General features: G+C 73.6%; 19 protein-coding genes and 2 pseudogenes. 12 read left to right on the top strand and 9 right to left on the bottom strand.

What is annotated here, in order from left to right:
• The first annotated feature begins 7 nt into the window (after positions 1-7).
• The 3 genes and pseudogenes from ACFYWG_RS18250 (at position 8) to ACFYWG_RS18240 (ending at position 3,083) form a co-directional block, all read left to right on the top strand.
• Complete coding sequence (locus ACFYWG_RS18250) at positions 8-871, top strand: immunity 49 family protein (protein ID WP_389202207.1); 864 nt, start codon at positions 8-10, stop codon at positions 869-871.
• A 26-nt stretch (positions 872-897) separates the two neighbouring features.
• A pseudogene (locus ACFYWG_RS18245) lies at positions 898-1,838 on the top strand (immunity 49 family protein).
• A gap of 462 nt (positions 1,839-2,300) precedes the next feature.
• Positions 2,301-3,083: an immunity 49 family protein gene (locus ACFYWG_RS18240; protein WP_389202205.1), complete on the top strand. Its 783-nt coding sequence runs from the start codon at positions 2,301-2,303 to the stop codon at positions 3,081-3,083.
• A gap of 19 nt (positions 3,084-3,102) precedes the next feature.
• Here the strand turns inward: ACFYWG_RS18240 and ACFYWG_RS18235 are convergent, their stop codons facing one another.
• The 7 genes and pseudogenes from ACFYWG_RS18235 to ACFYWG_RS18205 form a co-directional block, all read right to left on the bottom strand.
• Positions 3,103-5,739, bottom strand: a complete 2,637-nt coding sequence (locus ACFYWG_RS18235; RefSeq protein WP_383510377.1) for a SpoIIE family protein phosphatase — start codon at positions 5,737-5,739, stop codon at positions 3,103-3,105.
• 252 nt (positions 5,740-5,991) lie between these two features.
• Positions 5,992-6,423: an ATP-binding protein gene (locus tag ACFYWG_RS18230; protein WP_376334283.1), complete on the bottom strand. Its 432-nt coding sequence runs from the start codon at positions 6,421-6,423 to the stop codon at positions 5,992-5,994.
• A 135-nt stretch (positions 6,424-6,558) separates the two neighbouring features.
• The gene (locus ACFYWG_RS18225; RefSeq protein WP_385419866.1) at positions 6,559-6,987 is read right to left on the bottom strand and encodes a (deoxy)nucleoside triphosphate pyrophosphohydrolase; all 429 of its coding nucleotides are present in this window, start codon (positions 6,985-6,987) and stop codon (positions 6,559-6,561) included.
• 99 nt (positions 6,988-7,086) lie between these two features.
• A pseudogene (locus tag ACFYWG_RS18220) lies at positions 7,087-7,305 on the bottom strand (SPOR domain-containing protein); the annotation flags it as partial.
• A 314-nt stretch (positions 7,306-7,619) separates the two neighbouring features.
• Positions 7,620-8,372, bottom strand: coding sequence for a GntR family transcriptional regulator (locus tag ACFYWG_RS18215; RefSeq protein ID WP_376334279.1), 753 nt, complete (start codon positions 8,370-8,372; stop codon positions 7,620-7,622).
• A gap of 147 nt (positions 8,373-8,519) precedes the next feature.
• Positions 8,520-9,668, bottom strand: coding sequence for a DUF4190 domain-containing protein (locus ACFYWG_RS18210; RefSeq protein ID WP_389202201.1), 1,149 nt, complete (start codon positions 9,666-9,668; stop codon positions 8,520-8,522).
• Positions 9,669-9,907: 239 nt separating this feature from the next.
• Positions 9,908-10,813, bottom strand: a complete 906-nt coding sequence (locus ACFYWG_RS18205; RefSeq protein ID WP_383510389.1) for a LysR family transcriptional regulator — start codon at positions 10,811-10,813, stop codon at positions 9,908-9,910.
• Positions 10,814-10,906: 93 nt separating this feature from the next.
• On the opposite strand from ACFYWG_RS18205, the gene ACFYWG_RS18200 reads away from it, so the two are divergent.
• On the top strand, positions 10,907-11,737 hold the full coding sequence (locus ACFYWG_RS18200; protein WP_383510392.1) for an oxidoreductase: 831 nt from the start codon (positions 10,907-10,909) through the stop codon (positions 11,735-11,737).
• 192 nt (positions 11,738-11,929) lie between these two features.
• Positions 11,930-13,510, top strand: coding sequence for a S8 family serine peptidase (locus tag ACFYWG_RS18195; protein WP_383510394.1), 1,581 nt, complete (start codon positions 11,930-11,932; stop codon positions 13,508-13,510).
• 63 nt (positions 13,511-13,573) lie between these two features.
• On the opposite strand, the gene ACFYWG_RS18190 is transcribed toward ACFYWG_RS18195, so the two are convergent.
• Together ACFYWG_RS18190 and ACFYWG_RS18185 are read right to left on the bottom strand one after the other, a co-directional pair.
• Complete coding sequence (locus ACFYWG_RS18190; protein WP_383686149.1) at positions 13,574-14,137, bottom strand: DUF4383 domain-containing protein; 564 nt, start codon at positions 14,135-14,137, stop codon at positions 13,574-13,576.
• Between the two features lie 52 nt (positions 14,138-14,189).
• Entirely contained in the window at positions 14,190-14,699 is a 510-nt protein-coding gene (locus tag ACFYWG_RS18185; RefSeq protein ID WP_383511106.1) for a MarR family winged helix-turn-helix transcriptional regulator, read from the bottom strand.
• Between the two features lie 74 nt (positions 14,700-14,773).
• Between ACFYWG_RS18185 and ACFYWG_RS18180 the strand changes: the two genes are divergently transcribed.
• From ACFYWG_RS18180 to ACFYWG_RS18150, 7 genes are all read left to right on the top strand, one after another.
• Complete coding sequence (locus ACFYWG_RS18180; RefSeq protein WP_383511104.1) at positions 14,774-16,915, top strand: MMPL family transporter; 2,142 nt, start codon at positions 14,774-14,776, stop codon at positions 16,913-16,915.
• Positions 16,916-17,029: 114 nt separating this feature from the next.
• Positions 17,030-18,625, top strand: a complete 1,596-nt coding sequence (locus tag ACFYWG_RS18175) for an SDR family oxidoreductase (RefSeq protein WP_389202197.1) — start codon at positions 17,030-17,032, stop codon at positions 18,623-18,625.
• Positions 18,622-19,998 (top strand): cryptochrome/photolyase family protein, encoded by a 1,377-nt coding sequence (locus ACFYWG_RS18170; RefSeq protein WP_383511100.1) that lies wholly within the window; start codon positions 18,622-18,624, stop codon positions 19,996-19,998. The genes ACFYWG_RS18175 and ACFYWG_RS18170 overlap by 4 nt, the downstream gene beginning before the upstream one ends.
• A gap of 123 nt (positions 19,999-20,121) precedes the next feature.
• Entirely contained in the window at positions 20,122-21,264 is a 1,143-nt protein-coding gene (locus ACFYWG_RS18165; protein WP_389202194.1) for a polyprenyl synthetase family protein, read from the top strand.
• A complete protein-coding gene (crtI, locus tag ACFYWG_RS18160; protein ID WP_389202192.1) occupies positions 21,261-22,832 on the top strand; it encodes a phytoene desaturase family protein in 1,572 nt (523 codons plus the stop codon). Before ACFYWG_RS18165 ends, crtI begins: the two co-directional genes overlap by 4 nt.
• Positions 22,819-23,811, top strand: coding sequence for a phytoene/squalene synthase family protein (locus ACFYWG_RS18155; protein ID WP_389202190.1), 993 nt, complete (start codon positions 22,819-22,821; stop codon positions 23,809-23,811). Before crtI ends, ACFYWG_RS18155 begins: the two co-directional genes overlap by 14 nt.
• Positions 23,804-24,811 (top strand): Rieske (2Fe-2S) protein, encoded by a 1,008-nt coding sequence (locus tag ACFYWG_RS18150; protein WP_086683670.1) that lies wholly within the window; start codon positions 23,804-23,806, stop codon positions 24,809-24,811. The genes ACFYWG_RS18155 and ACFYWG_RS18150 overlap by 8 nt, the downstream gene beginning before the upstream one ends.
• Positions 24,812-24,971 lie beyond the last annotated feature (160 nt).

Genomic DNA, 24,971 nt, shown 5'->3' with positions numbered 1-24,971 from the left:
GAATACGGTGACCACACGGGTGGAGCGGCACGGCGGCCCGGGCCCCGATGACGAGGGGTACGCGCAGGACCTGGGCGAGGGGCTCGCCGAGACGATCGCGCTTCTCGAGCAGTCGCCGCGCATGCTCGACAGTGCACTGAGCGAAGCCATGACCTACCTGAACGCATGCCTGGCGGTCGATCCGGACGCCGCGACTCTGCGCACCTGGGAAGCCACGGTGACGGCCATGGAAGTGACGTGCGCGGCATTCGCCGCGGCCGGCCGAACCGAAGGAAGCATCGAGGTCCGGCTCCCGGACCGGATGCTGACCATCCCGGCGACGGGTCCGCAGTACTACGCCAACGCGGGCAACTGGCTGGCCGCATTCTGGCTGGCAATCGTCTGCCGCGAACAAGCGCAGATGACCAGGCTCTGCGAATTCCCGGTAGAGGCACTGCGTGCTTCAGGCGGCGAATACGACGAGTTCGTCTATCGCTGGATCGACGCCTTGCAGTCCTACTGGCTGGAGCGTCCAGGTCTGGGCGAGAAGCTCGTGTCGGCTATCGAGGCATCTTCACCGGAGATCGCACGCATCGCCGACCGAGAGGTACTGGACAAAATCCTCTACCAACCGATCGGCCTTTTCCATCAATTCCTGCGCAAGGACCACCAAGGCTTCAATCAGGCTCTCCGGGAAGCCCTGGTGCTCCACAGGGATTTCTGGACCGCGACCGAGCCTCGGGAACGCTCCGTCGACGGCTACCTCGCGCTCGGCCCCCTGGCCATCACCTGCCTCGCCCATGACGCCGGCTTTCCCATCGACGTGGAGTCTCCCTACATGCCGAGTCAGTTGCTCAACCGCGCGTGGCTCGGCGAGTTCCCGACGTCGTAGCAGTCACAGCCTTCGCCGAGGCCGACATGCCCGTCGAGGTCGAGTCCGAGTACCTTCCTCGGGCACATCTGAAGCGGGCACCGCCCGGTGACAACACGTTTCGCAAGGAGAACGCGCTGACTGCCATCGTTCCCCGCCCTCCGTTGCCCACGGGGAACGCGGAAGAGGGTCTCGCCGTCCTTCAGGAGAATGCGCAGGAGCTGATCGAGGGACTGGAATCGGATTCGACTCGCCTGGGCGACGCCTTCAGTACGACTCTCACCCTGGCCCAAGCGCGCTGCCTCATGGATCCGCGGGCTGCGATTTTTCCCACGTGGGACGCCTGGGTGACCGCGATGCAGGTCGGTTCGGCCGTGTTCGCCACCGCCACTGCGAACGAAGGGAATGTGCAGTGCCGCATCGCGCACAAGGATCGCACTCTGCAGGCCACGGGACCTCAGTGGTATGCGCACCCGGGGGCATGGCTCACCGCCTTCTACCTGGCGGTGGCATGCCGAGAGAAGGAGAGGATCACAGCGCTGTGCCACGTGCCGCTGCCCCTGTTGCGTGAGAACGGCGGACAGTTCGAGGAGTATGAGTACGCGTGGATCGAAACTCTCCGTACCTACTGGCTCGGAGGGCCGGACCTGGTGTCCACATTGGTGTCGGCAGTTGACGGCACCGACCCGCAGACCGTCTCCGACCCGGAAACCGCGGGCCATCTCATGTACCCGCCCATGGAGATGTTCCACCGCTTCATCCGCAAGGATCACGACGGTTTCAACCGCGCACTGGCCCAGGCACTCGAACTGCACAAGCAGTACTGGAGCGAGGAGGACGCCTCGTCAACGTTGCGGGTCTCGTCGCCCTCGCCCCGCTCGCCATCGCCTGCTTCGCCCACGACGCCGGCCTGCCCATCGAGGTGGAGTCCGAGTACCTGCCGGCCGTCCTGATCAAGCGCAACTGGTGCGGCGAATTCCCCACCTGATGCGTTCCGGGCGGAACCGAACGGTGACAAGAGAGGGAGTTCGCCCGCCGCAGCTCCATCACCACCAGCGTTCCGGCGCGGGCGACCAGCAACTCGGGGATGTCGCCAGTGGCATCAGGTCGGGAAGCAGTTCGGCGTGGATCTCCTGGCGGGTTGCCAGAGACCAGTGATCGGCGCGGAGGAGTTTCCCGGTGAGGAGCCCTCCGATGCGCCGGGCCGGTCGTCGGTCCGCCAGCAGAGACACGAACTCCGCCGAGTCCTCGAACATCCGGAGAGTCCAAAAGCGGCCGGAGCCACGGTCACCCATCGGCCGGGTGTCTACGGTGGTGCTCCCACCGGCGCCGATGCCGATGTCACCGACCCAGCCGGAGCAGACACGTGGTCACCCGCATTCCCCGCCATGAGTTCCGCACGGACAACGCGGGCGAGCTCATGGCGCCCGTCATCAAGAGCACATAGGACGTGCTCGATCACATCGAGACGTCGGAGGACGACCGGTACGACGCCCTGCAGGCCGCGCTCACCCTGGCGAAGTGGCGGTGCCTGACGGATCCCACAGCGGGTGAGTTCCCCGCCTGGGAGGCGTGGGTCACCGCCCTGCAGGTCGGCTGCGGGCTCTTCGCCGCCGGCCTGGCGACCGAGGGCCCGGTGCCGTGCCGGGTGGGCAGCAACGGTGAGGTCAAGCAGCTGCCCGCCACCGGGCCGCAGGACTACCTGCACGCGGGCAACTGGCTGACGTCGTTCTACCTGGCGGTGATCTGCCGCGACAACGACCGCGTCAACCAGCTGGCACAGGTGCCCGTCTCCTTCCTGCGAGCGTCCGGCGCGAAGTTCGACGAGTATGTCTACGCCTGGGTGGAGAGCCTCCAGCACTTCTGGTTCGGCCGCCAGGAGACCTGGGACACGCTCGTCACCGCCGTCGACGGGACGACCCCCGAGGCGGCCAGGATCGCCGGCCCGGAGCTCATGCTGAAGATCCTCCATCCGCCGCTCGAGCTCTTCCAGCGCTATCTGCGCCGGGAGAACGAGCAGTTCAACACCGCACTCGTCGACGCCCTCACCCGGCACAAGGAGTACTGGACCGCCAACGAGGCACGGTCGCTCAACGGCGAAGGGCTGGTCGCCCTCGGTCCGCTCGCCGTCGCCTGCATGGCCTACGACGCCGACATGCCCGTCGAGGTCGAGTCCGAGTACCTTCCTCGGGCACTCGTGAAGCGGTCCTGGGTGGGCGAGTACGACACCTGACCGGCCCCGAGCACGTCGCTCAGAACAGACTCAGCAACGCCTCCGCCGGGTCCGGGAGGCCCGGGCCGCCGTCGGGGAGGGGGAGTTCGAACCAGACGGTCTTGCCGCGGGGCGTGCGGCGGGAGCCCCAGGCCGCGCTGAGGAGGCCGACCAGTTGCAGGCCGCGACCGCCCTCGTCGGTGTCGCGGGCGCGGCGGCGGCGCGGCTGGACCAGGCCCGCGTCCCACACCTCGCAGACCAGCGTGCGGTCGAGCAGGAGCCGCAGGCGGATCTCGCCCTCGCCGTAGCGCAGGGCGTTGGTGACCAGTTCGCTGACGAGCAGTTCCGTGGTGTCGACGAGCGGCTCCAGGTCCCAGCTGAGCAGCTGGGCGCGGGCGTACTCGCGGGCCCGGCCCACGCTGCGCGGCTCGCGCGGCAGGGTCCAGTCGCCGACGGACTCGGTGGGCAGGCCCTGGACGCGTGCCATCAGCAGGGCGATGTCGTCCTCGCCGTGATGGGTGTCGAGCGTGTTGAGGACGTGGTCGCAGACGTCCTCCAGCGGCTGGGTGGGGTCGGCCAGCGCGCTGACGAACGCCTGGAGTCCCTCGTCGAGGGGGTGGTCGCGGCTCTCGACCAGTCCGTCGGTGTAGAGGGCGAGGAGGGCGCCTTCGGGCAGTTCCACCTCGACCTCCTCGAAGGGCTCGCCGCCGACGCCGAGCGGCATGCCCGGCGGCACGTCCAGCATCAGGGCCGGCTCGCCCGGTTCGACCAGGACGGGCGGCAGGTGGCCCGCGTTGGCGAACGTGCAGCGCCGGGTCACGGAGTCGTACACGGCGTAGACGCAGGTGGCCAGGTAGACCTCCGACAGGTCGGCCTCGCGCGGGCGGCGGGCCGCCCGGGTGGCCTGCTGGACGCCTCCGGGGGCGCCCAGGCCCCGGGCGATCTCGTCGAGCTGGGAGAGCACCTCGGCCGGTTCGAGGTCGAGCTGGGCCAGAGTGCGTACGGCGGTGCGCAGTTCGCCCATGGCGACGGCGGCGCGCAGGCCGCGGCCCATGACGTCGCCGACCACCAGCGCGGTGCGGTGCCCGGGGAGTTCGATGACGTCGAACCAGTCGCCGCCGACCTCGCTGGGCCGGCCGGTGTTGACGTTGCCGGGAAGGTAGCGGCAGGCGATGTCCAGGCCGGAGGCCTCGGGGTCGCCGGGCGGGAGCAGGGACCGCTGCAGTATCAGCGCCCGTTCGTGCTCGCGCCGGTAGAGCCGGGCGTTGTCGATGCAGACCGCGGCGCGGGCCGCGAGTTCCACGGCGAGGTCCCGGTCGCGTTCGCCGAACGGCTCGCTGCCCTTGGTGCGGGCGAACTGGACCAGCCCGACGACCGTGTCGTGGGCGACCATCGGCACGGCCAGCGTGGACTGCACCAGCCCGCCGTCCTCACCGGCGACGGTCTGCGGGCGGGCGGTGCGCAGGGCGTCGGCGCACGGGGAGTTGAACGGGTAGTGGTGGACGGCGCCGACCGAGACGGGCGCGCCGGTGCCGGCGAAGGGCGCGTCGGAGACGGCGCTGGCGAAGGCCACGCGGCGCAGCTCGCCGCTGCCGTCGGCGAGCCCGGGCGGGGTCTCGTCGCCGACCAGCAGGCCCTGGTAGAGGTCGACGGTGGCCAGGTCGCAGAAGCCGGGGACGACGACGTCGAGGAGCTGGCGGGCGGTGGTCTCCAGGTCGAGGGAGTTGCCGATGCGGGCGCCGGCCTCGTTGAGCAGGGCGAGGTTGCGGCGGGCGGCGGCGGCCTCTCGGGCGGCGGCGCGGCGGGCGGTGATGTCGGTGCCGAGCCAGGCGACGCCGATGGGCCGGCCGGAACCGCTGTGCACGCGGTAGAGGTTGACGGACCAGTGGCGGCGCTCGTCGGATTCCGGCACGAACCCGGTGACGTGCATGTCGGTGATGGAGTTGCCGGTCTCCAGGACGCGGCGCAGCGTGGCGGAGACCCGTTCGGCCTCGGCGCGCTGCAGGTAGTCGTGGACGCCCTTGCCGCGGTGGTCGTCGGGCGAGCCGCCGAAGATGGAGGCGAACCGCTGGTTGGCGCGGCGGACCCGCAGGTCGGGGTCGATGAGCAGGAAGCCGAACGGCGATTGGCCGAAAATGGCCTGCGAGGCGGCGAGGTCCGTCTCGATGCTGCGCAGGGTGCGGACGTCGACGACGATGCACACGGCGGCCTTCTCGCCTTCCTCGGTGCGCGTCGGCATGACGTACACCTCGGCGAGTCCCTCGTGGCCGCATTCGCCCGAGACGCCCTTGGGCAGCCGGAAGGGCACCACGCCGGTCCACTCGCGGCCGTCGAGGATCTCGGCCATCTTGCGCATGCCCCGCGCCTGGTGGCGCGGGTCGATGAACGCCTCGATGGGGTCCATGCCGACGGCGCGGTCGGCGGGGATGCCGAAGAGGTGCTCGGCGCGCAGGCTCCACTGGTCGACCAGCCCGTCGGGGCCGATGGAGAAGGACGCGACCTTGATGTAGTCGTAGATGGAGCCGGGAGGGCTGGCCTGCCACATGGCGTCCCCCGGGCGGGGGCCGTCGGCTGCGAAGGCGCCCGCGGCCGCGGGGTCCGGGCCGTCCGCGGCCCCGGCCCTCGCGCCCTCCGACGGGTCCTCGGACTCCGTGGCCTTCGCTGGTATCTCGCTCACGCGAACCGTCCCCTCCAGCTCACCGCGCCCGGCACCGGTCACCGGGGGCGGCTGCCCGCAGTATCCAGCACTACGGTGCCGCACAACACGGTGTTCACGATCACAGCACGGTCCCGATGGTTTTCGGTCCGGACCGTGACAACACTTCCAGTCTTCTAACCAGGGGACACGTCCTCGAATCACGTTCCGCGGCACCGGTCACCTGCGCGAACCGGCCGCTCTACAGCGATGACGGGTACGTACACCGTTTTTTCACTCCGGCACCGGCAGTTCGAACCAGACGGTCTTGCCGAGCCCGCCGGGCCGGGTACCCCAGCGGCGGGAGGAGGAGGCCACCAGTTGCAGCCCGCGGCCGCCCTCGTCGTCGGGGCGGGCGGCGCGTGCCCGGGGCGGGTCGGGCAGCGGGTCGGAGACCTCGACCCGCAGGACGCCGACGGGGCCCGACGGGCGGACGAGACGGACGCCGATGGGGCCCGTGGCGTGCCGCAGGGCGTTGGTGACCAACTCGCTGACCAGCAGCGCCGCGAGGTCGGCGAGACTTTCGAGACCCCAGTTGCGGAGTTTGCCGCGGACGGCCTGCCGGGCGGTGCGCACGGCACCGGGCTCGGCGGGGAAGGTCCACTCGGCGCAGTCACCCTCGGGGTTCGTCACGCCGATCACTTCCCAGACAGACGGCCTGCCCATGTCCGGTTTCATGGGGTTAATGGGCACATACCCGATATCCGGGGCGCAGTACCGCGCGGGGTGGCGCTCTGTGGCACGAAAGGCGTACGGAGAGCCACTGCAGCGGTCGTGCCACCCGTACGCCCTTGTCCGGCCTCACACGCCGGGCGCCTGCCGCGGGGCCGGGGAGCCGAGGAGGGCGAGGGTCTGCCGCACGGCCGGGACGTCCTGGTCGAGCCAGCGCACCTCCCAGACGTCGCCGGGGCCGAGCCAGCGCAGCTCGTCGTGGTCCTGGAGGGGCTTGGGCGCGGCGGAGCCGGGGCGCAGGCGGGCGGTGAACACCTGCAGGACGTACGGAGACTTCAGGGGCCACTCCCCCGGGACGCGCGCGCCGGCCTCGGCGTCGACGCCGAGTTCCTCGCGCAGCTCGCGTTCGAGTGCCGCTTGAGGTGTCTCCCCGGGTTCGACCTTGCCCCCGGGCAACTCCCAGCGCCCGGCCAGTTCGGCGGGCGCGCTGCGCCGGGCGGCGAGCAGGTGCCCGTCCTCGATCAGCGCGGCACCCACGACGACGATCCGCTCACTCATGCCGGGAGCCTACGGGAGGTGGCGGACCCCGGACGCGCCGTGTCCATGCCCGGCGGGGACGGGCCGGTGCCCGTCAGCCACGGGGGTCGGCCGCCGATGTCAGCCGTGTCCGGCCGGTCCGTTCTGGCCGAGGCGTTCGACCCAGTAGAGCTGCTTGTGGCCGCGTCCGTCGAGGCTGTCCGCGATCTTCTGGGCCTCGTCCCGGGTCGCGTACCGGCCCACGCGGTACCGGTTGCCGTTGTCGTCCTCGCGTATCACGAGCCAGGGCAGAGCGACCGTGCTGTCGTTCATCGCGCCCCTCCTCTTCCCACTCGCGGCCTGAGCCGTGCCCCACCCGCTAAGGAAACCGCACTGCGCATATGCCCGAGCCTACGCCTTACCTTCACGGAGCGAATACGGCTTTTCACGAAGAGGTACGCAACCAGCCAGAACGCCGGGGGCGCACGCCGGTGAACGCGCCGTCCGCACTCCCCTGGGCGTCGGATCGGGGGCATACCGAGCAGGCCGTCCCCTAGCTGCGGAAACGACGTGTCGCGGGTCGAAGCGGACCGGTCGGGTCGGTGACGGCCGAGGTGCCGGTCGGGTGAGCGGGGGGCGCGGGAAGTGCGCCCCGGGGCGGATGTGAGCGTGCGCTACTTGACCGGAAGGTGGTAGGCGACCCGGTACCGATCGGCCGGGACGACCACGTCGGCCGTCTCGACGGGACGGCCCGAGGCGTAGAACGTGCGCTGGACGACCAGCACCACGTGGCCCGGGACACCGCCCAGCGCCAGCAGTTCCTCGGCGAGGCCGGGGCGGGCGCCGACCTCCTCGGTGACGTTGTCCACGATGACGTCGATGGCGCGCATGCGCTCGACGACCCCCATGCCGCCGACCGGGCCCTCCTCCGGCAGCATGACCGGCGTACGCCCCGTCAGGGCGAGGGGCTCCCAGGACGTGGAGAGCATCATCGCCTCGCCGCCCTCGCGGTACAGGTACCGGGTGCACATCACCCGGTCGCCCGGCTCGATGCCCAGCCGCTCGGCGATGGCGGCGCCGGCCTCGGTCTGCCGGCTGCTGGACTCCCAGGTGCCGCGCCCCTCGCCGTCGGCCTGCTCCTGGCGGAACGGTGTGGCCCCGCCGGACGGGCGGTATCCGGAGCGGGAGATGCGCCGGGGCACGGGGCGCTCGCGCACGTACGTCCCGGAACCGGAGCGGCCCTCCACCAGACCTTCCGCCATCAGCACCTTGCGGGCCTCCAGCGCGACCGTGTCCGAGACGCCGTACTCCTGGCGGATTCTCGCCTGGGAGGGGAGCCGGGTGTGCGGTGGCAGCTGACCGTCGACGATCTTCTGGCGGAGATCACCCGCGACGCGCAGATACGCCGGCTGCTCACCGAATGTCACTGGCCGCTCCCATCAGGTTGTACAGACAGCAACAGCGTGGCAACCGTATGTTGGGCGAGGCAAGCAAAGGCCAGGGAATCACTCGATGTGATGACATGCGGCGCCTGAAGCCTTTACGCAGGCACTTTCTCCCCGCTATGGGCGCCGTCACACCTGTGCCGCGGAGTCACCGCCCTCGTCCGGCCCGGGGTACGGCGGCTCGGCGGCCAGGCCGAGGGCCTTGCGGGCGGTGACGGCCGCGGGTCCGTCGACGTACGCGTACGCCTCGACGTGGTGCGCGGCGTACGCGTCGGCGTCGGCGGCGGTGCTCGCCCGGTCCCACGCCGCGCGCGCGTCCTCCAGGTCGGCGACCAGGGCGCCGACCGGTCCGCGGGCCCCGGACGGCCAGGTGTACGCGCGCAGGGCCTCGATCTGCTCGTCCAGCACGTCGCGGACCTGGGCGGCCCAGGCGCGGTGGGCGGCGAGGCCGTCCTCGGGGGTCTCCTCGGGTTCCTCGTACAGCGCCGCGTCGACGGCGTTGGCCGTGGAGAGGAAGACGACCTGGTCCGGGCCGAGCGTCGAGGGGTCGCAGCGCAGCGATCCGGTCAGCGGGGGCCCGTGGTCGATGCGGGCGAAGACGCAGGTGATCGCGCGGTCGCCGAAGCGCCGGCTCTCCGGCGAGGGCATCAGGTGGTACACGTCCACGTCGGCCGGCACCGCCCAGGTGTCCATCGCGTACCGGTCCTGCAGCGCGTCGCACCGCTCCTCGGCGAGCTCCCCGATCTCCGCGTCCCCCGGGTGGGCGCCGCCCGGCAGCGTCGCGATGCCGAAGACCTCGCCGTCGTGCCCGCTCGCGCACGGCACCGTGTCGACGGCGGAGGTGTAGCCCTCCAGGCCGCCGGGCGCGTCGAAGCAGTCGCCCTCCTCCAGGGCGAGGACCTCGTTGCCCCGCGCGGCGTCGGTGAACCCCTCCCAGGCCCGGGAGGCGAGGCCGGTGGACAGCACAGCCGCCCACAGCACGGCCCCGGCGGACGACAGCGCCACTCCCGTGAGGGCCATGCCGCGCCCGCTCTGCCCCGTCCGCTTGATCTGCCGCAGCGCGACCAGCCCCAGGACGAGCCCGGCGACGGGCAGGAAGCACAGCAGACCGAGCACCAGGGCGGCGACGGCGAAGGCGTTGACGGACACCGGGGTGCCGTACGGACGCCCGTACGGCCCGTGCGGGGGCGGGGTGGGCAGGGCCGGCGACAGGTCGGCCGGGGGCGGCGCGAACGGATCCCGGGGCTGCGGGTCGCCAGGGGGCGCGGGTATCGACACGGGCGGAACGCTCCTGGCTGAGGCGGCGGACGGGGCCGGCGGACGGCTGGGCGCATCGTAAGCGGGCGGCCTGACACGGCCACCGCACGGGCCCGCGGGGCCGAACCGGCGGGCGGGCCGACACGGCCACCGCACCGGGCCGCGGGAGTCGAGGTCGGCCGGGGCCGCTGCGGCTTTGGCAGTGCGGGTGGGGACCACGGGCGGGAGGCCGAGGCGCCGGAGACGTGCCGTCCGCTCCTCTAGGCCCGCCCCGTCACCTGGCGGCAGGCCCGTGCGTAGGACCGGATGAGGGTCCGGTGCTCGTCCTCGCGGCGCCAGGCCAGGGCGTAGCGGCCGGGTGGGACGCCGTGGACCGGTCGGGCCGTCACGCCGCCCAGGGTGAGCAACGGGACGTTGCCGGCGGCGACGAGGCAGACGCCGAGACCGGCGGCCAGGGCCTCGTAGGTCTCCTCCGTGCCCGCGACCTCGGCGCCGATGCGGGGCGGGCGGCCCGCGCGGGCGTCGAGCGCGAGCCAGAAGTCGCGCAGGGGGCCGGTGCCGGCGGGCAGGGCGAGGAACGGTTCGTCGAGCAGTTCGGCGAAGTCGACCGCGGGGCGGGCGGCGAGGGGGTGGGTGTCGGGGAGGGCGACCATCAGCGGCTCCTCGGCCACGACCGTCCAGGCGTAGCGGTCCTGGTCCGGCAGGGGCAGCCAGACGAACGCGACGTCGGCGGAGCCGTCGGCGAGGCCGGCGGTCGGGTCCTCCCAGGTGACCTGGCGCAGCCGGACCGTGGTGCCGGGGTGTGCGGCGGTGAAGCGGGAACGGATCGCCGGCAGCAGCCCGCCGCGAACCGGACTCGTGCTCATGCCGATCACCAGGGTGTCGCGCCGCTCGGCCCGCAGGGCGTCCATCGCCGCCGCTCCCTCCCCCCACGCGTCCAGCACGGCGCGAGCGTGCGGGAGCAGGGCCGCGCCGGCCTCCGTGAGGGACACGCCGTGCCGGTCGCGCCGGAACAGCTCGGTGCCCAGCTGGCGCTCCAGGGCGCGGATCTGCTTGCTCAGGGCGGGCTGGGACACGTAGAGCCGTTCGGCGGCGCGGGTGAAGTGCAGCTCCTCCGCCACGGCGACGAAGGAGCGCAGGTCCCGTACGTGCACGTCCACGGTCATGCCCATCAGTTATCACCGAAGGTCTTGGACGGACAACGGTCCGGGCGGTGAGGGTGATGGGTGACAGGACGAGGAGCGAAGCGAGGAGCGGTCATGGACAAGGTGTGGCTGATCACGGGTGCGAGCAGCGGGTTCGGGCGGGCGCTCGCCGAGGCCGCGCTCGCGGCGGGCGATGTCGTGGTCGGCGCGGCCCGGCGCCCCGAGAACCTGGGCGATCTGGCCGCCGCCCACCCGGACCGGGTGGAGGTGCTGCGGCTGGACGTCGCCGACACGACGGCCGCCGAGGCCGCGGTACGGGACGTGGTGGCGCGGCACGGGCGGATCGACGTGCTGGTCAACAACGCGGGCCGCACGCACGTCGGGGCGTTCGAGGAGACCACCGAGCAGGAGCTGCGGGAGCTGTTCGAGGTGCACGTGTTCGGACCCGCCGCCCTCACCCGGGCCGTGCTGCCGTTCATGCGCGAGCGGCGCTCGGGCGCGATCGTCCAGATGAGCAGCATGGGCGGGCAGATGTCGTTCGCCGGCTTTTCGGCGTACAGCGCGACGAAGTTCGCCCTGGAGGGCCTGTCCGAGGGGCTCGCGGACGAGGTCGCGGAGTTCGGTGTCAAGGTGCTGGTCGTCGAGCCGGGCGCCTTCCGTACCGGCCTGTTCGCGGCCGGGCGGGCCGGGGCCAGCCGGGACAGCGGCGTCTACGCCGGGGTGGCGCGGACCCGCGCCGCGGTCGCCGGGGGCGACGGCACCCAGCCGGGTGACCCGGCCAAGGCCGCCGCGCTGATCCTGGCCGCGCTGGACTCGGATGACACGCCGCTGCGCCTGCCTCTCGGGGACGACGGCGTCAGCGCCGTGCTCGGCCATCTCGACCAGGTGCGCGGCGAGGTCCTGGCGTGGGAGAAGCGCAGCCGGGACACGGCGTTCGACGCCTGACGGGCCGCCACGAGGGCCCTGCGGCGCGCGCAGGGCCCTTGTGCAATCCCCGGGGAGGCCTCAACCTGGCGCTGACGCACACGAGTTGCCGCTCGATTGACATGCCCATGACCTTTCGGCCACTCATCGGCGGCGACCGACGGGCGTGCACCCCACCCCACAGCGCACCACCGATCGAGGAGGACCCCTCAGATGGCAGTGATGCGTACTCCCCACGGTTCCCCCCGCCGCAGACTCGCCGCGCTCGGCGCGGCGGCCTGCGCGGCGCTGGTCGCGAGTCTCGTCTCCGCCCTCCCCGCCGGAGCGGCCCCGGTCGCGGCCGAAGGGCGCATCCAGTACGAGGACGCCGCGAACTCCGTTCCCGGCAGCTACATCGTCACCCTCAGGACCGAGCGCGCCGGCTCCGCCGAGGGCCGGGCGCTCGCGCACAAGTACGGCGCCGACATCGAGCGGACCTACACCAAGGCCCTGAACGGCTACGCCGTGGCGGCCTCCGAGTCCGAGGCGAAACGTCTCGCCGCCGATCCGGCCGTCGCCTCAGTGGTGCAGGACCGGACGTTCTCCATCAGCGCGACGCAGCCCAGCCCGCCCTCCTGGGGCCTAGACCGCATCGACCAGAAGAACCTGCCGCTGAACAACGCGTACACCTACCCGGACTCCGCAGGCGAGGGCGTCACGGCGTACGTCATCGACACCGGTGTGCGCATCTCGCACGGCGACTTCGGTGGCCGGGCCGCCAACGGCTACGACGCCGTCGACAACGACAACACCGCCCAGGACGGCCACGGCCACGGCACGCACGTCGCCGGCACGATCGCCGGCAGCGCCTACGGCGTGGCCAAGAAGGCCAAGGTCGTCGGGGTGCGCGTGCTGAACAACTCCGGCCAGGGCACCACCGCCCAGGTCGTCGCGGGCATCGACTGGGTGGCCCGCAACGCGGTGAAGCCGGCCGTCGCCAACATGTCGCTCGGCGGCGCCGGCGACACCGCCATCGACACGGCCGTGCGCAACGCCATCACCTCTGGCGTCACCTTCGTGGTCGCGGCCGGAAACGAGTCCACCGACGCCTCCACCCGCTCCCCCGCCCGCGTCGCCGAGGCCGTGACGGTCGGCGCGACGACGTCCACCGACGCCAAGGCGAGCTACTCCAACTACGGCTCGGTCCTGGACCTGTTCGCACCGGGCTCCTCGATCACCTCGGCCTGGAACTCCGGCGACTCGGCGACCAACACCATCTCCGGCACCTCGATGGCGAGCCCGCACGTCGCCGGGGCCGCCGCGCTGCACCTGGCCGCCAACCCCGCGGCCACGCCCGCGCAGGTCTCCGCCGCCCTGACGTCCGCCGCCACCACCGGCGTCGTCACCAGCCCCGGCACCGGCTCGCCCAACCGCCTCCTGAACGTCGGCGGCGGCTCGACCACCCCGCCCGGGCCGCGCTTCGAGAACACCGCCGACCAGGCCATCGCCGACAACGCCACCGCCGAGTCACCCGTGACCGTCTCCGGCGTCTCCGGCAACGCGCCCTCCGCCCTGGCGGTCGAGGTGCACATCGTCCACACCTACATCGGCGACCTCCAGGTCCAGCTGGTCGCCCCGGACGGCACCGCCTACACGCTGAAGGCGTACGGCACCGGCGGCAGTGCGGACAACATCGACACCACGTACACCGTGAACGCCTCCGCGGAGGCTGCCGCGGGCACCTGGAAGCTCCGGGTGAGCGACAACGCCCGGTACGACACCGGGCGGATCGACGCCTGGGCGCTGCAGTTCTGATCCCCGCACGCGGGAGGGGGCCGGGCCGGTGACGGCCCGGCCCCCGGCCGTGCCGGGCGGGTCTCAGCCGGGCAGGCGCCCCCGGGCCGCGCTGCCGGCGTTCGCCACCGGGAGCTCCTGCGGCCGGTCGGCCGCGGGGCCGAGCGCCCGGGTGTCGGGGGCCGCGCGCTCCGGGTGCCGGCGCCGGTAGTACGGGTTGTCGGGGGCGAGCCGGCTGGAGACGCGGCCGTACATGCCGAACGTGGCGATGACCAGGCCCATGACGAAGCTGAAGATCACGTTGGTCATGCCGAAGTCGAGGATGTTGGCGGGCCGGTCCAGCAGGAAGATGTGCACGAAGCCGCTCAGCACGAACAGCGCTCCGACCGTCATGTTGAGCGTGGAGGCGAAGTTGCCCCCGATCACGGCTCCGCCGAGCAGCGCGAGGCCCACCACGGTCGAGATGACGCTCAGCGCCACGTTGGTGGTCATGCCCGCGATGGTGTCGCCGGAGGTGTTGAAGGGACTGAGGGCGTCGGCGAAGCCGAGGGCCGCGAACACCAGGAGCACCAGGCCGCAGAAGCCGGCGCCGTAGCGGTAGACGGTCGCCAGGTGGTGGTCGACCGGAAGTTCGTCTCGTAGCTTCATGCCCCTGTTTCGCCGGTTGTGTCCCTTTCGGATGCGGCGATCGGAAGGAGCCTCATTCGGGGGCCCGGCGCAGCGCGGCGAGCTCGGCGTTCATCTCGCCGAGGAACCGGACGACCACCGCCAGCTCCCCGGGGCTGAACCGGCTCAGGGCCGACTCGGTGCCGCGGGCCAGGGGCAGGAAGTAGTCCCGGGCCAGGCTCCGGGCCGCGTCGGCGTAGTGCAGGTGGACGACGCGTCGGTCGCCGCCGTCCCGCACGCGCCGGACGTGCCCGGCCCGCTCCAGCCGGTCCAGGCAGGCGGTCACCGCGCCCGAGGTGAGGTTGAGCTGCTTGCGCAGCCGGCCGGGCGTCATGGGCTCGCCGCCCGCCACGGGATCGGCCTCCGCGTCCAGGATCGCGATCAGCGCCTGCATGTCGGTCAGGTGCAGGCCCTGCGCCTGGGCGAACTCCTGGGCGATGCGGTTGAACTCGCTGTTCATCCGGCGCAGCAGGACGGCGAAGGACTGCAACCCGATCGGGTCGTCCGCCGGAAGAGATGGCGTGGGCTCACCGGGACCGCTCATCCCCCCAGCCTAGTATCTCTCAATGATTGAGATACTTTATGAGTGAGTCACTTCGTCTACGGCTTGGGATACGCATGACTACCGCACAGCGTTGGGCCCGACGGCTCGTACCGCTCGCTCTGCTGCTCGTCTGGCTGGGGGTGGGCGGGACACTCGGCCCCTTCGCGGGCAGACTGGGCGAGGTCGCCACCAACGACCAGGCCGCCTTCCTGCCCCGCAGCGCCGAGTCCACCCAGGTGCTGGAGGCGCGCGAGGCCTTCGACCAGTCCGAGACGCTGCCCGCCGTGGTGGTCTGGACGGCGGACGGGAAGCGGCTGACCGCTGACCAGCAGGCCGACGCCACCCGTGCCGTGGCGCAGCTCGCCGGGGAGCCCGGGGTCGTGGACCGGCCCTCCCCCGCCCTGCTCTCCGAGGACCGCGAGGCGATGCAGGCCGTCGTCCAGCTGGCACCCGACCTGGGCGAGGAACTGCCCACCGCCCTCGAGAAGGTGCGTGCGGCGGTCGGGGACGTGCCGGGCGCCGAGGCGCAGATCGCCGGACCCGCGGCGAGCCAGGCCGACCTGGCGGACGCGTTCGCCGGCATCGACGGACTGCTGCTGGGCGTGGCCCTCGGCGCCGTGCTGCTGATCCTGCTGCTCGTCTACCGCAGCGTCCTGCTGCCGTTCCTGATCATCATCAGCTCGGTCTTCGCCCTGGGTCTGGCCTGCGCCGTGGTCTACGCCCTGGCCGAGCGGGACGTGGTCCGGGTGGACGGGCAGGTGCAGGGCATCCTGTCGATCCTGGTGATCGGCGCGGCCACGGACTACGCGCTGCTGCTCGCCGCGCGCTTCCGCGAGGAACTGGCCGTGCGCGGGGACCGCACGGCCGCCGCGATCGCCGCGCTGCGCCGCTCCTTCGGCGCGATCACCGCCAGCGCCGCGACCGTGGCGCTCGGACTGCTGGCCCTGCTCGCGAGCGACCTCACCAACAACCGCGCCCTCGGCCCGGTCGGCGCCATCGGCATCGTCTGCGCCGTGCTCACCACGCTGACGTTCCTGCCGGCCGTGCTGGCCCTGCTGGGCCGTGTCGCCTACTGGCCGTCCCGGCCCAAGGCGCCGGAGGAGTCCGCGCAGGGCACCGGCGTGTGGCGCAAGGTGGCCGCCCTGGTCGACGGCCGGCCGCGCCGGACGTGGGTGGTGACGGCACTGATCCTGGCCGTGTTCGCGGCCTTCTCCCCCACCCTGTCCTCCAAGGGCGTGCCGCTCGACGAGATCTTCGTCAACGACGCGCCCTCGGTCGCCGCGCAGCGCACGCTGGGCGAGCACTTCCCCGGCGGCTCCGGCAACCCGGCCGTCATCATCGCCGACGCCGACCGGGTCTCCGAGGTGACCGCCGCCGCCGAGAGCACCGAGGGGGTCGCCACGGCGAGCCCCGTCACCGCCTCCGGGCGTCCCGGGGACGGCAAGCCCCTCGTGGCCGACGGGCGGGTCCTCGTCAACGCCACGCTCAAGGCCTCGGCCGACAGCGACGAGGCCAAGGCCACCGTCGAACGGCTGCGCACGGAGGTCCACGCCGTCCCCGGCGCCGACGCCCTGGTCGGCGGCTACACGGCGCAGCAGTACGACACCCAGCAGACCGCCGCCCACGACCGGACGCTCATCGTGCCCGTCGTGCTCGCGGTGATCCTCCTGATCCTCATGGTGCTGCTGCGCTCGCTGCTCGTGCCGGTGCTGCTGGTGGCGACCGTCGGGCTGAACTTCCTGGCCACCCTGGGCGTCTCGGCGCTGGTCTTCCAGCACCTGCTCGGATTCAGCGGCACGGACGCGTCGGTGCCGCTGTACGGGTTCGTGTTCCTGGTGGCGCTCGGCGTCGACTACAACATCTTCCTGATGTCCCGGGTGCGGGAGGAGGCGCTCGTGCACGGCAACCGCCAGGGCGTGCTGCGCGGGCTGACCACGACCGGCGGGGTGATCACCTCCGCGGGTGTGGTGCTGGCCGCGACGTTCGCCGCGCTCATGGTGATCCCGCTGGCCTTCCTGGTGCAGATCGCCTTCATCGTCGCCTTCGGCGTGCTGCTCGACACGCTCGTCGTCCGCTCGCTGCTGGTGCCCGCACTGGTGATCGACGTCGGACCGCGGGCCTGGTGGCCCAGTGCGCTGGCCCGCCGGGAGCCGCCGCGGGCCGGCGCCTCCGAACCGGCCCCGCGGGAGGCGCACGCCGGTACTCCCTCCGACTGATTCACGCGCGGCGTCTGTGTCGTGCATCCGTGACGGCCGCCGACCGGGAAGTCTTCGGGGAGCAACGCGGCATTGCACCGGCACGGCACAGCGCCGAGGAGTGGAGACAGGACCATGACGACGGACGCACAGGGGTTGCACTGCCTGGTCACCGGGGCGTCCGGGTACGTGGGCGGGCGCCTGGTGCCGGAACTGCTGCGGGCCGGTCACCGCGTCCGGTGCCTGGCGCGCTCCCCCGGCAAACTCCGCGACCACCCGTGGGCGCGGCAGGCCGAGGCCGTGCAGGGGGACGTCACCGACGCGGAGTCCGTCGCCGCCGCGATGCGCGGGATCGACGTGGCCTACTACCTGGTGCACGCCCTGACGTCGGGCTCCGGGTTCGAGGAGACCGACCGCAGGGCCGCACGCGTCTTCGCGGAGCAGGCGCGGATCGCCGGGGTGCGGCGGATCGTCTACCTCGGCGGGCTCACCCCGCAGGACGTGCCCGAGGAGCAGCTCTCCCCCCACCTGCGCTCCCGGGCCGAGGTGGGGCGGATCTTCCTCGACTCCCCCGTGCCCGCCACGGTGCTGCGGGCGGCCGTGGTCATCGGCTCGGGGTCGGCCTCGTTCGAGATGCTGCGCTACCTCACGGAACGGCTGCCCGTCATGGTCACCCCGAGCTGGGTGCACACCCTCACCCAGCCCATCGCCGTGCGGGACGTGCTGCACTACCTCGTCGGCTCGGCGACCATGCCGCCCGACGTCGACCGGGCCTTCGACATCGGCGGTCCCGACGTCCTCACCTACCGGGAGATGATGCGGCGCTACGCCGAAGTCGCCGGGCTGCGGCGGCGGTTCATCGTCCCGGTCCCGGTGCTGACCCCGCGCCTGTCCAGCCACTGGGTCGGGCTGGTCACCCCCGTGCCGGCCTCCCTCGCCCGGCCCCTGACCGAGTCGCTGCGGCACGAGGTCGTCTGCCGGGAGCACGACATCGCCCGCTACGTGCCGGAGGGCCCGGGCCGGCCGCTGCCGTTCGACGAGGCGCTGTCCCTGGCGCTGCGCAAGGTCCGCGACGCGCAGGTGTCCACGCGCTGGTCCTCGGCGTCCGTGCCCGGCGCGCCCAGCGACCCGCTGCCCACCGACCCGGACTGGGCGGGCGGCAGCCTGTACCAGGACGAGCGCGAGCGCCCCGTCGACGCCTCCCGGGAGGCGCTGTGGAGGGTCGTCGAGGGCATCGGGGGCGAGAACGGCTGGTACTCCTCCCCCCTGGCCTGGGCGGTACGGGGCTGGCTCGACCGGTTCGTCGGCGGGGTCGGGCTGCGCCGGGGCCGAAGGGACACCCAGCACCTGAGGGTGGGCGACTCCCTGGACTTCTGGCGGGTGGAGGAGATCGAGCCGGGCCGTCTGCTGCGGCTGCGGGCCGAGATGCGCCTGCCCGGGCTGGCCTGGCTGGAGATGTACACCGAGACCGACGAGCAGGGCCGTACCCGCTACCGGCAGCGCGCCCTGTTCCACCCGCGCGGGCTGCTGGGCCACGCCTACTGGTGGAGCGTCGCCCCGTTCCACGCCGTGGTGTTCGGCGGCATGGCACGCAACATCGCGCGGGCCGCGGCCGGCGAGGTCGGCACGGGCCGCAGCAGCCGGGCCGGCCGCATCCGCGGGGGCCGTTCCGCGGGAAGAACCGGGCAGCGTCATACGGAACCGCGCCACCGCACCAGGAGTGACACATGACCGTCGCGGTCGTCCTGTTCACCTCGGACCTGCGTCTGCACGACCACCCGCCCCTGCACGCGGCGCTGCGCGCGGCGGACGAGGTGGTCCCGCTCTTCGTGCACGACCCCGCGGTGCACGCGGCCGGTTTCGACGTGCCGAACCGGGCCGCCTTCCTCGCCGACTGCCTGGCCGACCTGGACGCCTCCCTGCGCGAGCGCGGCGGCCGCCTGGTGGTGCGCTCGGGCCCGGTCGCCCGGGAGGTGCGCGCGGTCGCCGCCGCCTGCGGTGCCGCGGAGGTGCATCTGGCGGCGGGCATCACCGGGTTCGCCCAGCGCCGCGAGGAGCGGTTGCGCAAGGAGCTGTCGGCGGACGGCGTCGCGCTGCACGTGCACGACGACGTCATCACCGCCCTCGCCCCCGGCCGGGTCACCCCCAACGGCTCCGACCACTTCGCCGTGTTCACGGCCTACTACCGCCGCTGGTCCCGGGAGCGGCTGCGCGAGCCCCTGCCCGCGCCGGACGCGGTCCGCGTGCCCGCAGCCGCGACCGGCGAGGAGCCGCCGTCCCGCGCGCGGCCCGCGGACGTGTCGCCGGGCCTGGCGGCCGGCGGGGAGACGGCGGGCCGCGAGCGGTTCGCCGACTGGGCGCGCACGGACCTCGCCGGCTACGCCGACTCGCACGACGACCTGGCCGGTGACGCCACGTCACGGCTCTCCCCCTACCTGCACTTCGGCGCGCTGTCCCCGGCGGAACTCGTCCACCGGGCCCGCACGCGGGGCGGCGCCGGGTCCGAGGCGTTCGTGCGCCAGCTGTGCTGGCGCGACTTCCACCACCAGCTCCTCGCGGTGCGGCCCGAGGCGTCCCGGCAGGACTACCGCAGCCGCGGCGACCAGTGGCGCGGCGAGGACGAGGCGGCCGAGGACATCACCGCTTGGCGGGAGGGCCGCACGGGCTATCCGATGGTGGACGCCGGCATGCGCCAGCTGCGCCACGAGGGCTGGATGCACAACCGGGCGCGGCTGGTGACGGCGAGTTTCCTGACCAAGACGCTGTACGTCGACTGGCGCGTCGGCGCCCGGCACTTCCTGCGGCACCTGGTCGACGGCGACGTCGTCAACAACCAGATGAACTGGCAGTGGGTCGCCGGCACCGGCACCGACTCCCGCCCCCACCGCGTCCTCAACCCTGTCCTGCAGGGCAGGCGTTACGACCCGGACGGGACCTACGTACGGCGCTGGGTGCCCGAGCTGGCCGACGTCGAGGGCGGCGCGGTGCACGAGCCCTGGCGGCTCCCGGACGACCGGCGGGCCGCGCTGCGTTACCCCGAACCGGTCATCGGCCTCGGCGAGGGACTGGCCCGTTTCCGCGAGGCGCGCGGACGTCAGCGGTGAACCGGGTACCCATGAGCGGACTGCGTACGGACACGTGGCGACGTCGCATCGGTGCGCATCCGGAACACCACTGTCGGCGGAAGCACTGATGTGCGAATGACCGGATGCGAGAAGGGGTTGCGCATGCTTGGACCGCGGCCGACTGTGGCCGGACCGGGGGCACCGGACGACGCCCCGCTCACCGCCCCCGGGGCCACCCGGGCCGTGGAGGCCGTGCTCGGGCAGGTGCTCGAGGCGCGGCTGCGCCACGCCCGTCAGACCGACGCGGTGGCCGCGCGCGACCTGGCCGAGCGCGTCGCCGCGTTCTCCCTGCGCGGCGGCAAGCGGCTGCGCACGGCGTTCGTGTGGTGCGGCTGGCGGGCCGCGGGGGGAACGGGCGACACCGACCCGGTCCTGCGCACCGGGGCCGCCCTGGAACTGCTCCAGGCGTGCGCCCTCATCCACGACGACGTGATGGACGGCTCCCCGCTGCGCCGGGGGGCGCCGGCCCTGCACGTGGACTTCGCCCGCGGGCACCGGGCGGCGCGGATGTCCGGCTCGGCCGAGTCGTTCGGCTCGTCGGCGGCCGTGCTGGCCGGCGACCTGGCACTGGCCTGGGCGGACGACCTGCTGACGGAGACGGCGCTCGCCTCGCCGCACGGCGCCCGGCTGCACGGCGAATGGCGGGCCATGCGCACCGAGATGGTCGCCGGCCAGTACCGGGACCTGAAGGCCCAGGCGAGCGGATCGTCCAGCGGCGAGGAGGCCCTGGCCATCGCCGAACTGAAGAGCGCCCTGTACACGGTCGCCCGGCCCCTCGCGCTGGGCGCCGCGCTGGCGGGAGCCGACCCGCACACCGTGGACGCGCTGCGGGCCGCCGGGCGGTGCGCCGGGCTGGCCTTCCAGCTGCGTGACGACGTCCTCGGCGCGTTCGGCGACCCGCTGCTGACCGGGAAACCCGCCGACGACGACCTGCGGTCGCGCAAGCTCACCCACCTGCTGGCCACGGCCGTGCGGCTCGCCGGGACCACCGGCGACCGCGAGGCCGCCGCCGTGCTCGCCGCGGACCCGGACGCGCGGTCCCCGCAGACCGTGGAGCGGATGCGGGCGGCGCTGGAACGGACGGGGGCGCGGGCCGAGGTGGAGGCCAGGATCGCCGAACTGGCGGCCGCCGCCCTGCGGCACTTCGAGGCCACCGGCGCCGGCGCGCGGGTACAGCAGGAGTTCACCGTATTGGTCGAGCGGGCAGCGGGCGTCGCCCCGCGCCCGGCGGAGGAGCTGGTATGAGGACCGTGCCGGGACCGACGGACCACGTCGTCGTCGTGGGTGCCGGGCTGTCCGGCCTGGCCTGCGCGCTGCACCTGCTGGGCGCGGGCCGCCGGGTCACACTCGTCGAACGGGACCCCGGGCCCGGCGGCCGTGCCGGGCAGGTGCGGCTCGGCGGCTACCAGGTGGACACCGGGCCCACCGTGCTGACCATGCCCGACCTGGCCGAGGAGGCCTTCGCCGCCGTCGGCGACAGCCTGTACCGGCGCGTCGAACTGACGCCCCTGCACCCCGCCTACCGGGCCGGCTTCGCCGACGGCACCTCGCTGGACGTGCACACCGACGGCGACGCCATGGAGGCCGAGGTGCGCCGCTTCGCCGGGCCCGCCGAGGCGGCGGGCTACCGCAGGCTGCGCACGTGGCTGGAGCAGTTGTACCGGGCGCAGATGCGCCGCTTCATCGACACCAACTTCGACTCGCCCTTCCAGCTCGCGCACCCCGACCTGGCCCGGCTGGCGGCCCTCGGCGGCTTCGGCCGGCTGGACGCCCGCATCGGCCGCTTCCTGAACGACCCGCGGCTGCAGCGGGTCTTCTCCTTCCAGGCGCTGTACGCGGGGGTCGCCCCGGCCCGGGCGCTCGCGGCCTACGCGGTGATCGCCTACATGGACACCGTGGCCGGAGTCTGGTTCCCCAAGGGCGGGATGCACGCCCTGCCCCGCGCGATGGCCGACGCGGCGGCGGACGCCGGTGCCGAGCTGCGCTGGTCGGCGGAGGTCAGTGCGCTGGAGAGCGTCTCCGGGCGGGTGGGGGCGGTCCGCCTCGCCTCGGGTGAGCGCATCCCGTGCGACACGGTCGTCCTGACCTGCGAACTGCCCGCCGCCCACCGCCTGATGGGCCGGACACCCCGGCGCCCGGTGCGCCTGCGGCACTCCCCCTCCGCGGTGATCCTGCACGCGGGCACCGACCGCACCTGGCCCGGCCTCGCCCACCACACCCTGTCGTTCGGCGCCGCGTGGGAGCGCACCTTCGACGAACTGACCCGCACGGGGTCGCTGATGAGCGACCCCTCCCTGCTGATCACCCGTCCGACCACGCACGACCCCTCCCTGGCGCCGCCGGGCCGCCACCTGCACTACGTGCTGGCGCCCTGCCCCAACACCGACGTCGGCCCCTCCGCCGCCGCCTGGCGGGACCTCGGCCCCCGCTACCGCGACAGCCTCGTCGCCGAGCTGGAACGGCGCGGCCTGGACGGGTTCGCGGACAGCGTCCAGGAGGAGATGCTGGTGACCCCGCTGGACTGGGCGGCCCAGGGCCACGCCGCGGGCAGCCCCTTCTCGGTGTCCCACACCTTCGCCCAGACCGGGCCCTTCCGGCCCCGCAACCTGGTGCGCGGCGTGGACAACGTGGTGCTCGCGGGCTGCGGCACCACCCCGGGCGTCGGCGTGCCGACCGTGCTCATCAGCGGCAAACTCGCCGCCTCCCGCGTCACCGGCGGACCCGGCCGCCGCCCCTCGGGGCCCCGGCCCCGCCCCGCCGCGGCGGATCTCCCGTCCACTCCGACCGGAGCAGGAGCCCATGACCCGTCGTGAACTGGACGCCGCCGGGATCACCGACCCCGGCCTGCGCGCCGACTACACCCGGTGCCGGGAGCTCAACGCCCGCTACGGGCGCACCTACTTCCTGGCCACGCGCCTGCTGCCGCTGGAGCGCCGCTCGGCCGTGCACGCGCTGTACGGGTTCGCCCGCTGGGCCGACGACATCGTCGACGACCTGGACCGCGGGCGCACCCCCGAGGAGCGCGACCTGTCGCTGAAGCGGCTGGAGGGCGACCTCGCGCACGCGCTGCGCACCGGCGGCGGGGACCAGCCCGTGGTGCGGGCGGTGGCCGACACCGCCGACCGGTACGGCATCGAGGTGCCGCTGTTCGAGGACTTCCTCGCCTCGATGCGCTCGGACCTGACCGTCACCGACTACCCGACCTACGCCGACCTGCGCGCGTACATGCACGGCTCGGCCGCGGTGATCGGCCTGCAGATGCTGCCCGTGCTCGGCACGGTCGTGCCACGCGAGGAGGCCGCACCGCACGCGGCGGCCCTGGGTGTGGCGTTCCAGCTGACCAACTTCCTGCGGGACGTGGGCGAGGACCTGGACCGCGGCCGGGTGTACCTGCCGGCGGACCTGCTCGCCGCGCACGGCGTGGACCGGCCGCTGCTGGAGTGGAGCCGGCGCACCGGCCGGCAGGACCCGCGCATCCGGGCCGCGTTCGTGGCGGCCGAGGAGATGACCCGGGACGTCTACCGGGAGGCGGAGCCGGGCATCGCGATGCTCGACCCCCGGGTGCGGCCCTGCATCCGGGCGGCCTTCACGCTGTACGGCGGCATCCTGGACGAGATCGCCCGGCAGGAGTACACCGTGCTGCACCGCCGTGCCGTCGTCTCCCGCCCCCGGCGGGCGGCGACCGCGGCGGCCGGGATCGTGCGGGTGGCCGCCGCGCGCCGGCGCGCCCGCTCGGCGCGCCCGGCGGCCGGGACCGTCGTACTGGAGCGGAAGGAGCCGGGCCATGGATGACCGGGCGGGCAGGACACGCTGGACGCCGCCGCTGCGGCGGCGCAACGGGCCGAGGTGGGCGGAGCAGGCCCCGACCTGGCGGGCGGCGCGGCCCGGCCTGATCGCCGACGCGCTGAAGCGGGCCTCCGCGCGGCCCTCCGGCAACTGGTTCGTGGCCGGCGCCTCGCGGGACGTGCGCCCCGGGGGCGGCCCCCGCGGCCGGACGATCGGCGGCGTCGAGGTCGTGCTGTGGCGCTCGGACTCGGGTGAGCTGCGCGCGGGTCCGGGGGCCTGCCCGCACCTGGGTGCGCCGCTGCGGGACAGCCGGGTGGTGTGCGGCACGCTGGTGTGCCACTGGCACGGGCTCGCGCTGGACGGTTCGCCGACAGCGGGCTGGCAGCCGTTCCCGGTCCACGACGACGGGGTGCTGGTGTGGGTGCGGCTGGACGCGCTCGGCGGGGAGGAGCCGTCGGAGCGGCCCGTGATCCCGCCGCGTCCCGAGGCGCCCGGCGCGGTGGACTCCGTGTACACCGGGGTCGGCCGGTGCGAGCCGCAGGACGTGGTGGCCAACCGGCTCGACCCGTGGCACGGCTCGTGGTTCCACCCGTACTCCTTCGTCGACCTGCAGGTCGTCCGCGAGCCGGAGGGCGAGGAGGACGACGCGTTCGTCGTCGACGTGTCCTTCCGGGTGGCGGGACGTCTGGTGGTGCCCGTGCGGGCGGAGTTCACCGCTCCGGAGCCGCGCACGGTCGTCATGCGGATCACCGACGGCGAGGGCGCCTCCTCGGTGGTGGAGACCCACGCCACGCCGCTGACCCGGGCGGGCGACGAGCGGCCGCGCACGGCCGTGGTGGAGGCGGTGATCGCCACCTCCGAGCGGCGCGGCTTCGCCCTGGCCCGGGCCGCGGCCCCCGCCCTGCGCCCCCTGATGCGGCACACCGCGGGACGCCTGTGGCGCGACGACCTGGCCTACGCGGAGAGGCGCTGGGAGCTGCGCAGCACGGGCCGCTTCCCGGGCTGAGCGGCACCCCGGAGCGCCGCCCGGCCGACCTGCCCGAGCGGCGCTCCCGGCTGGAAGAACCCCGCCGGACGGGCGCGAGCGGCGCACCCGGCCGGTACGGCACCGCCTGACGGGCCCGGGCCACTCGGCCCGGGCCCGTCCGACTGCCTGGGCGGGTCCG

This window comes from Streptomyces sp. NPDC003456 (assembly GCF_042878735.1).
Taxonomy (GTDB): Bacteria; Actinomycetota; Actinomycetes; order Streptomycetales; family Streptomycetaceae; genus Streptomyces.
The sequence above is the reverse complement of the archived record's forward strand: the minus strand, read 5'-3'. Positions and strand labels throughout refer to the sequence as shown.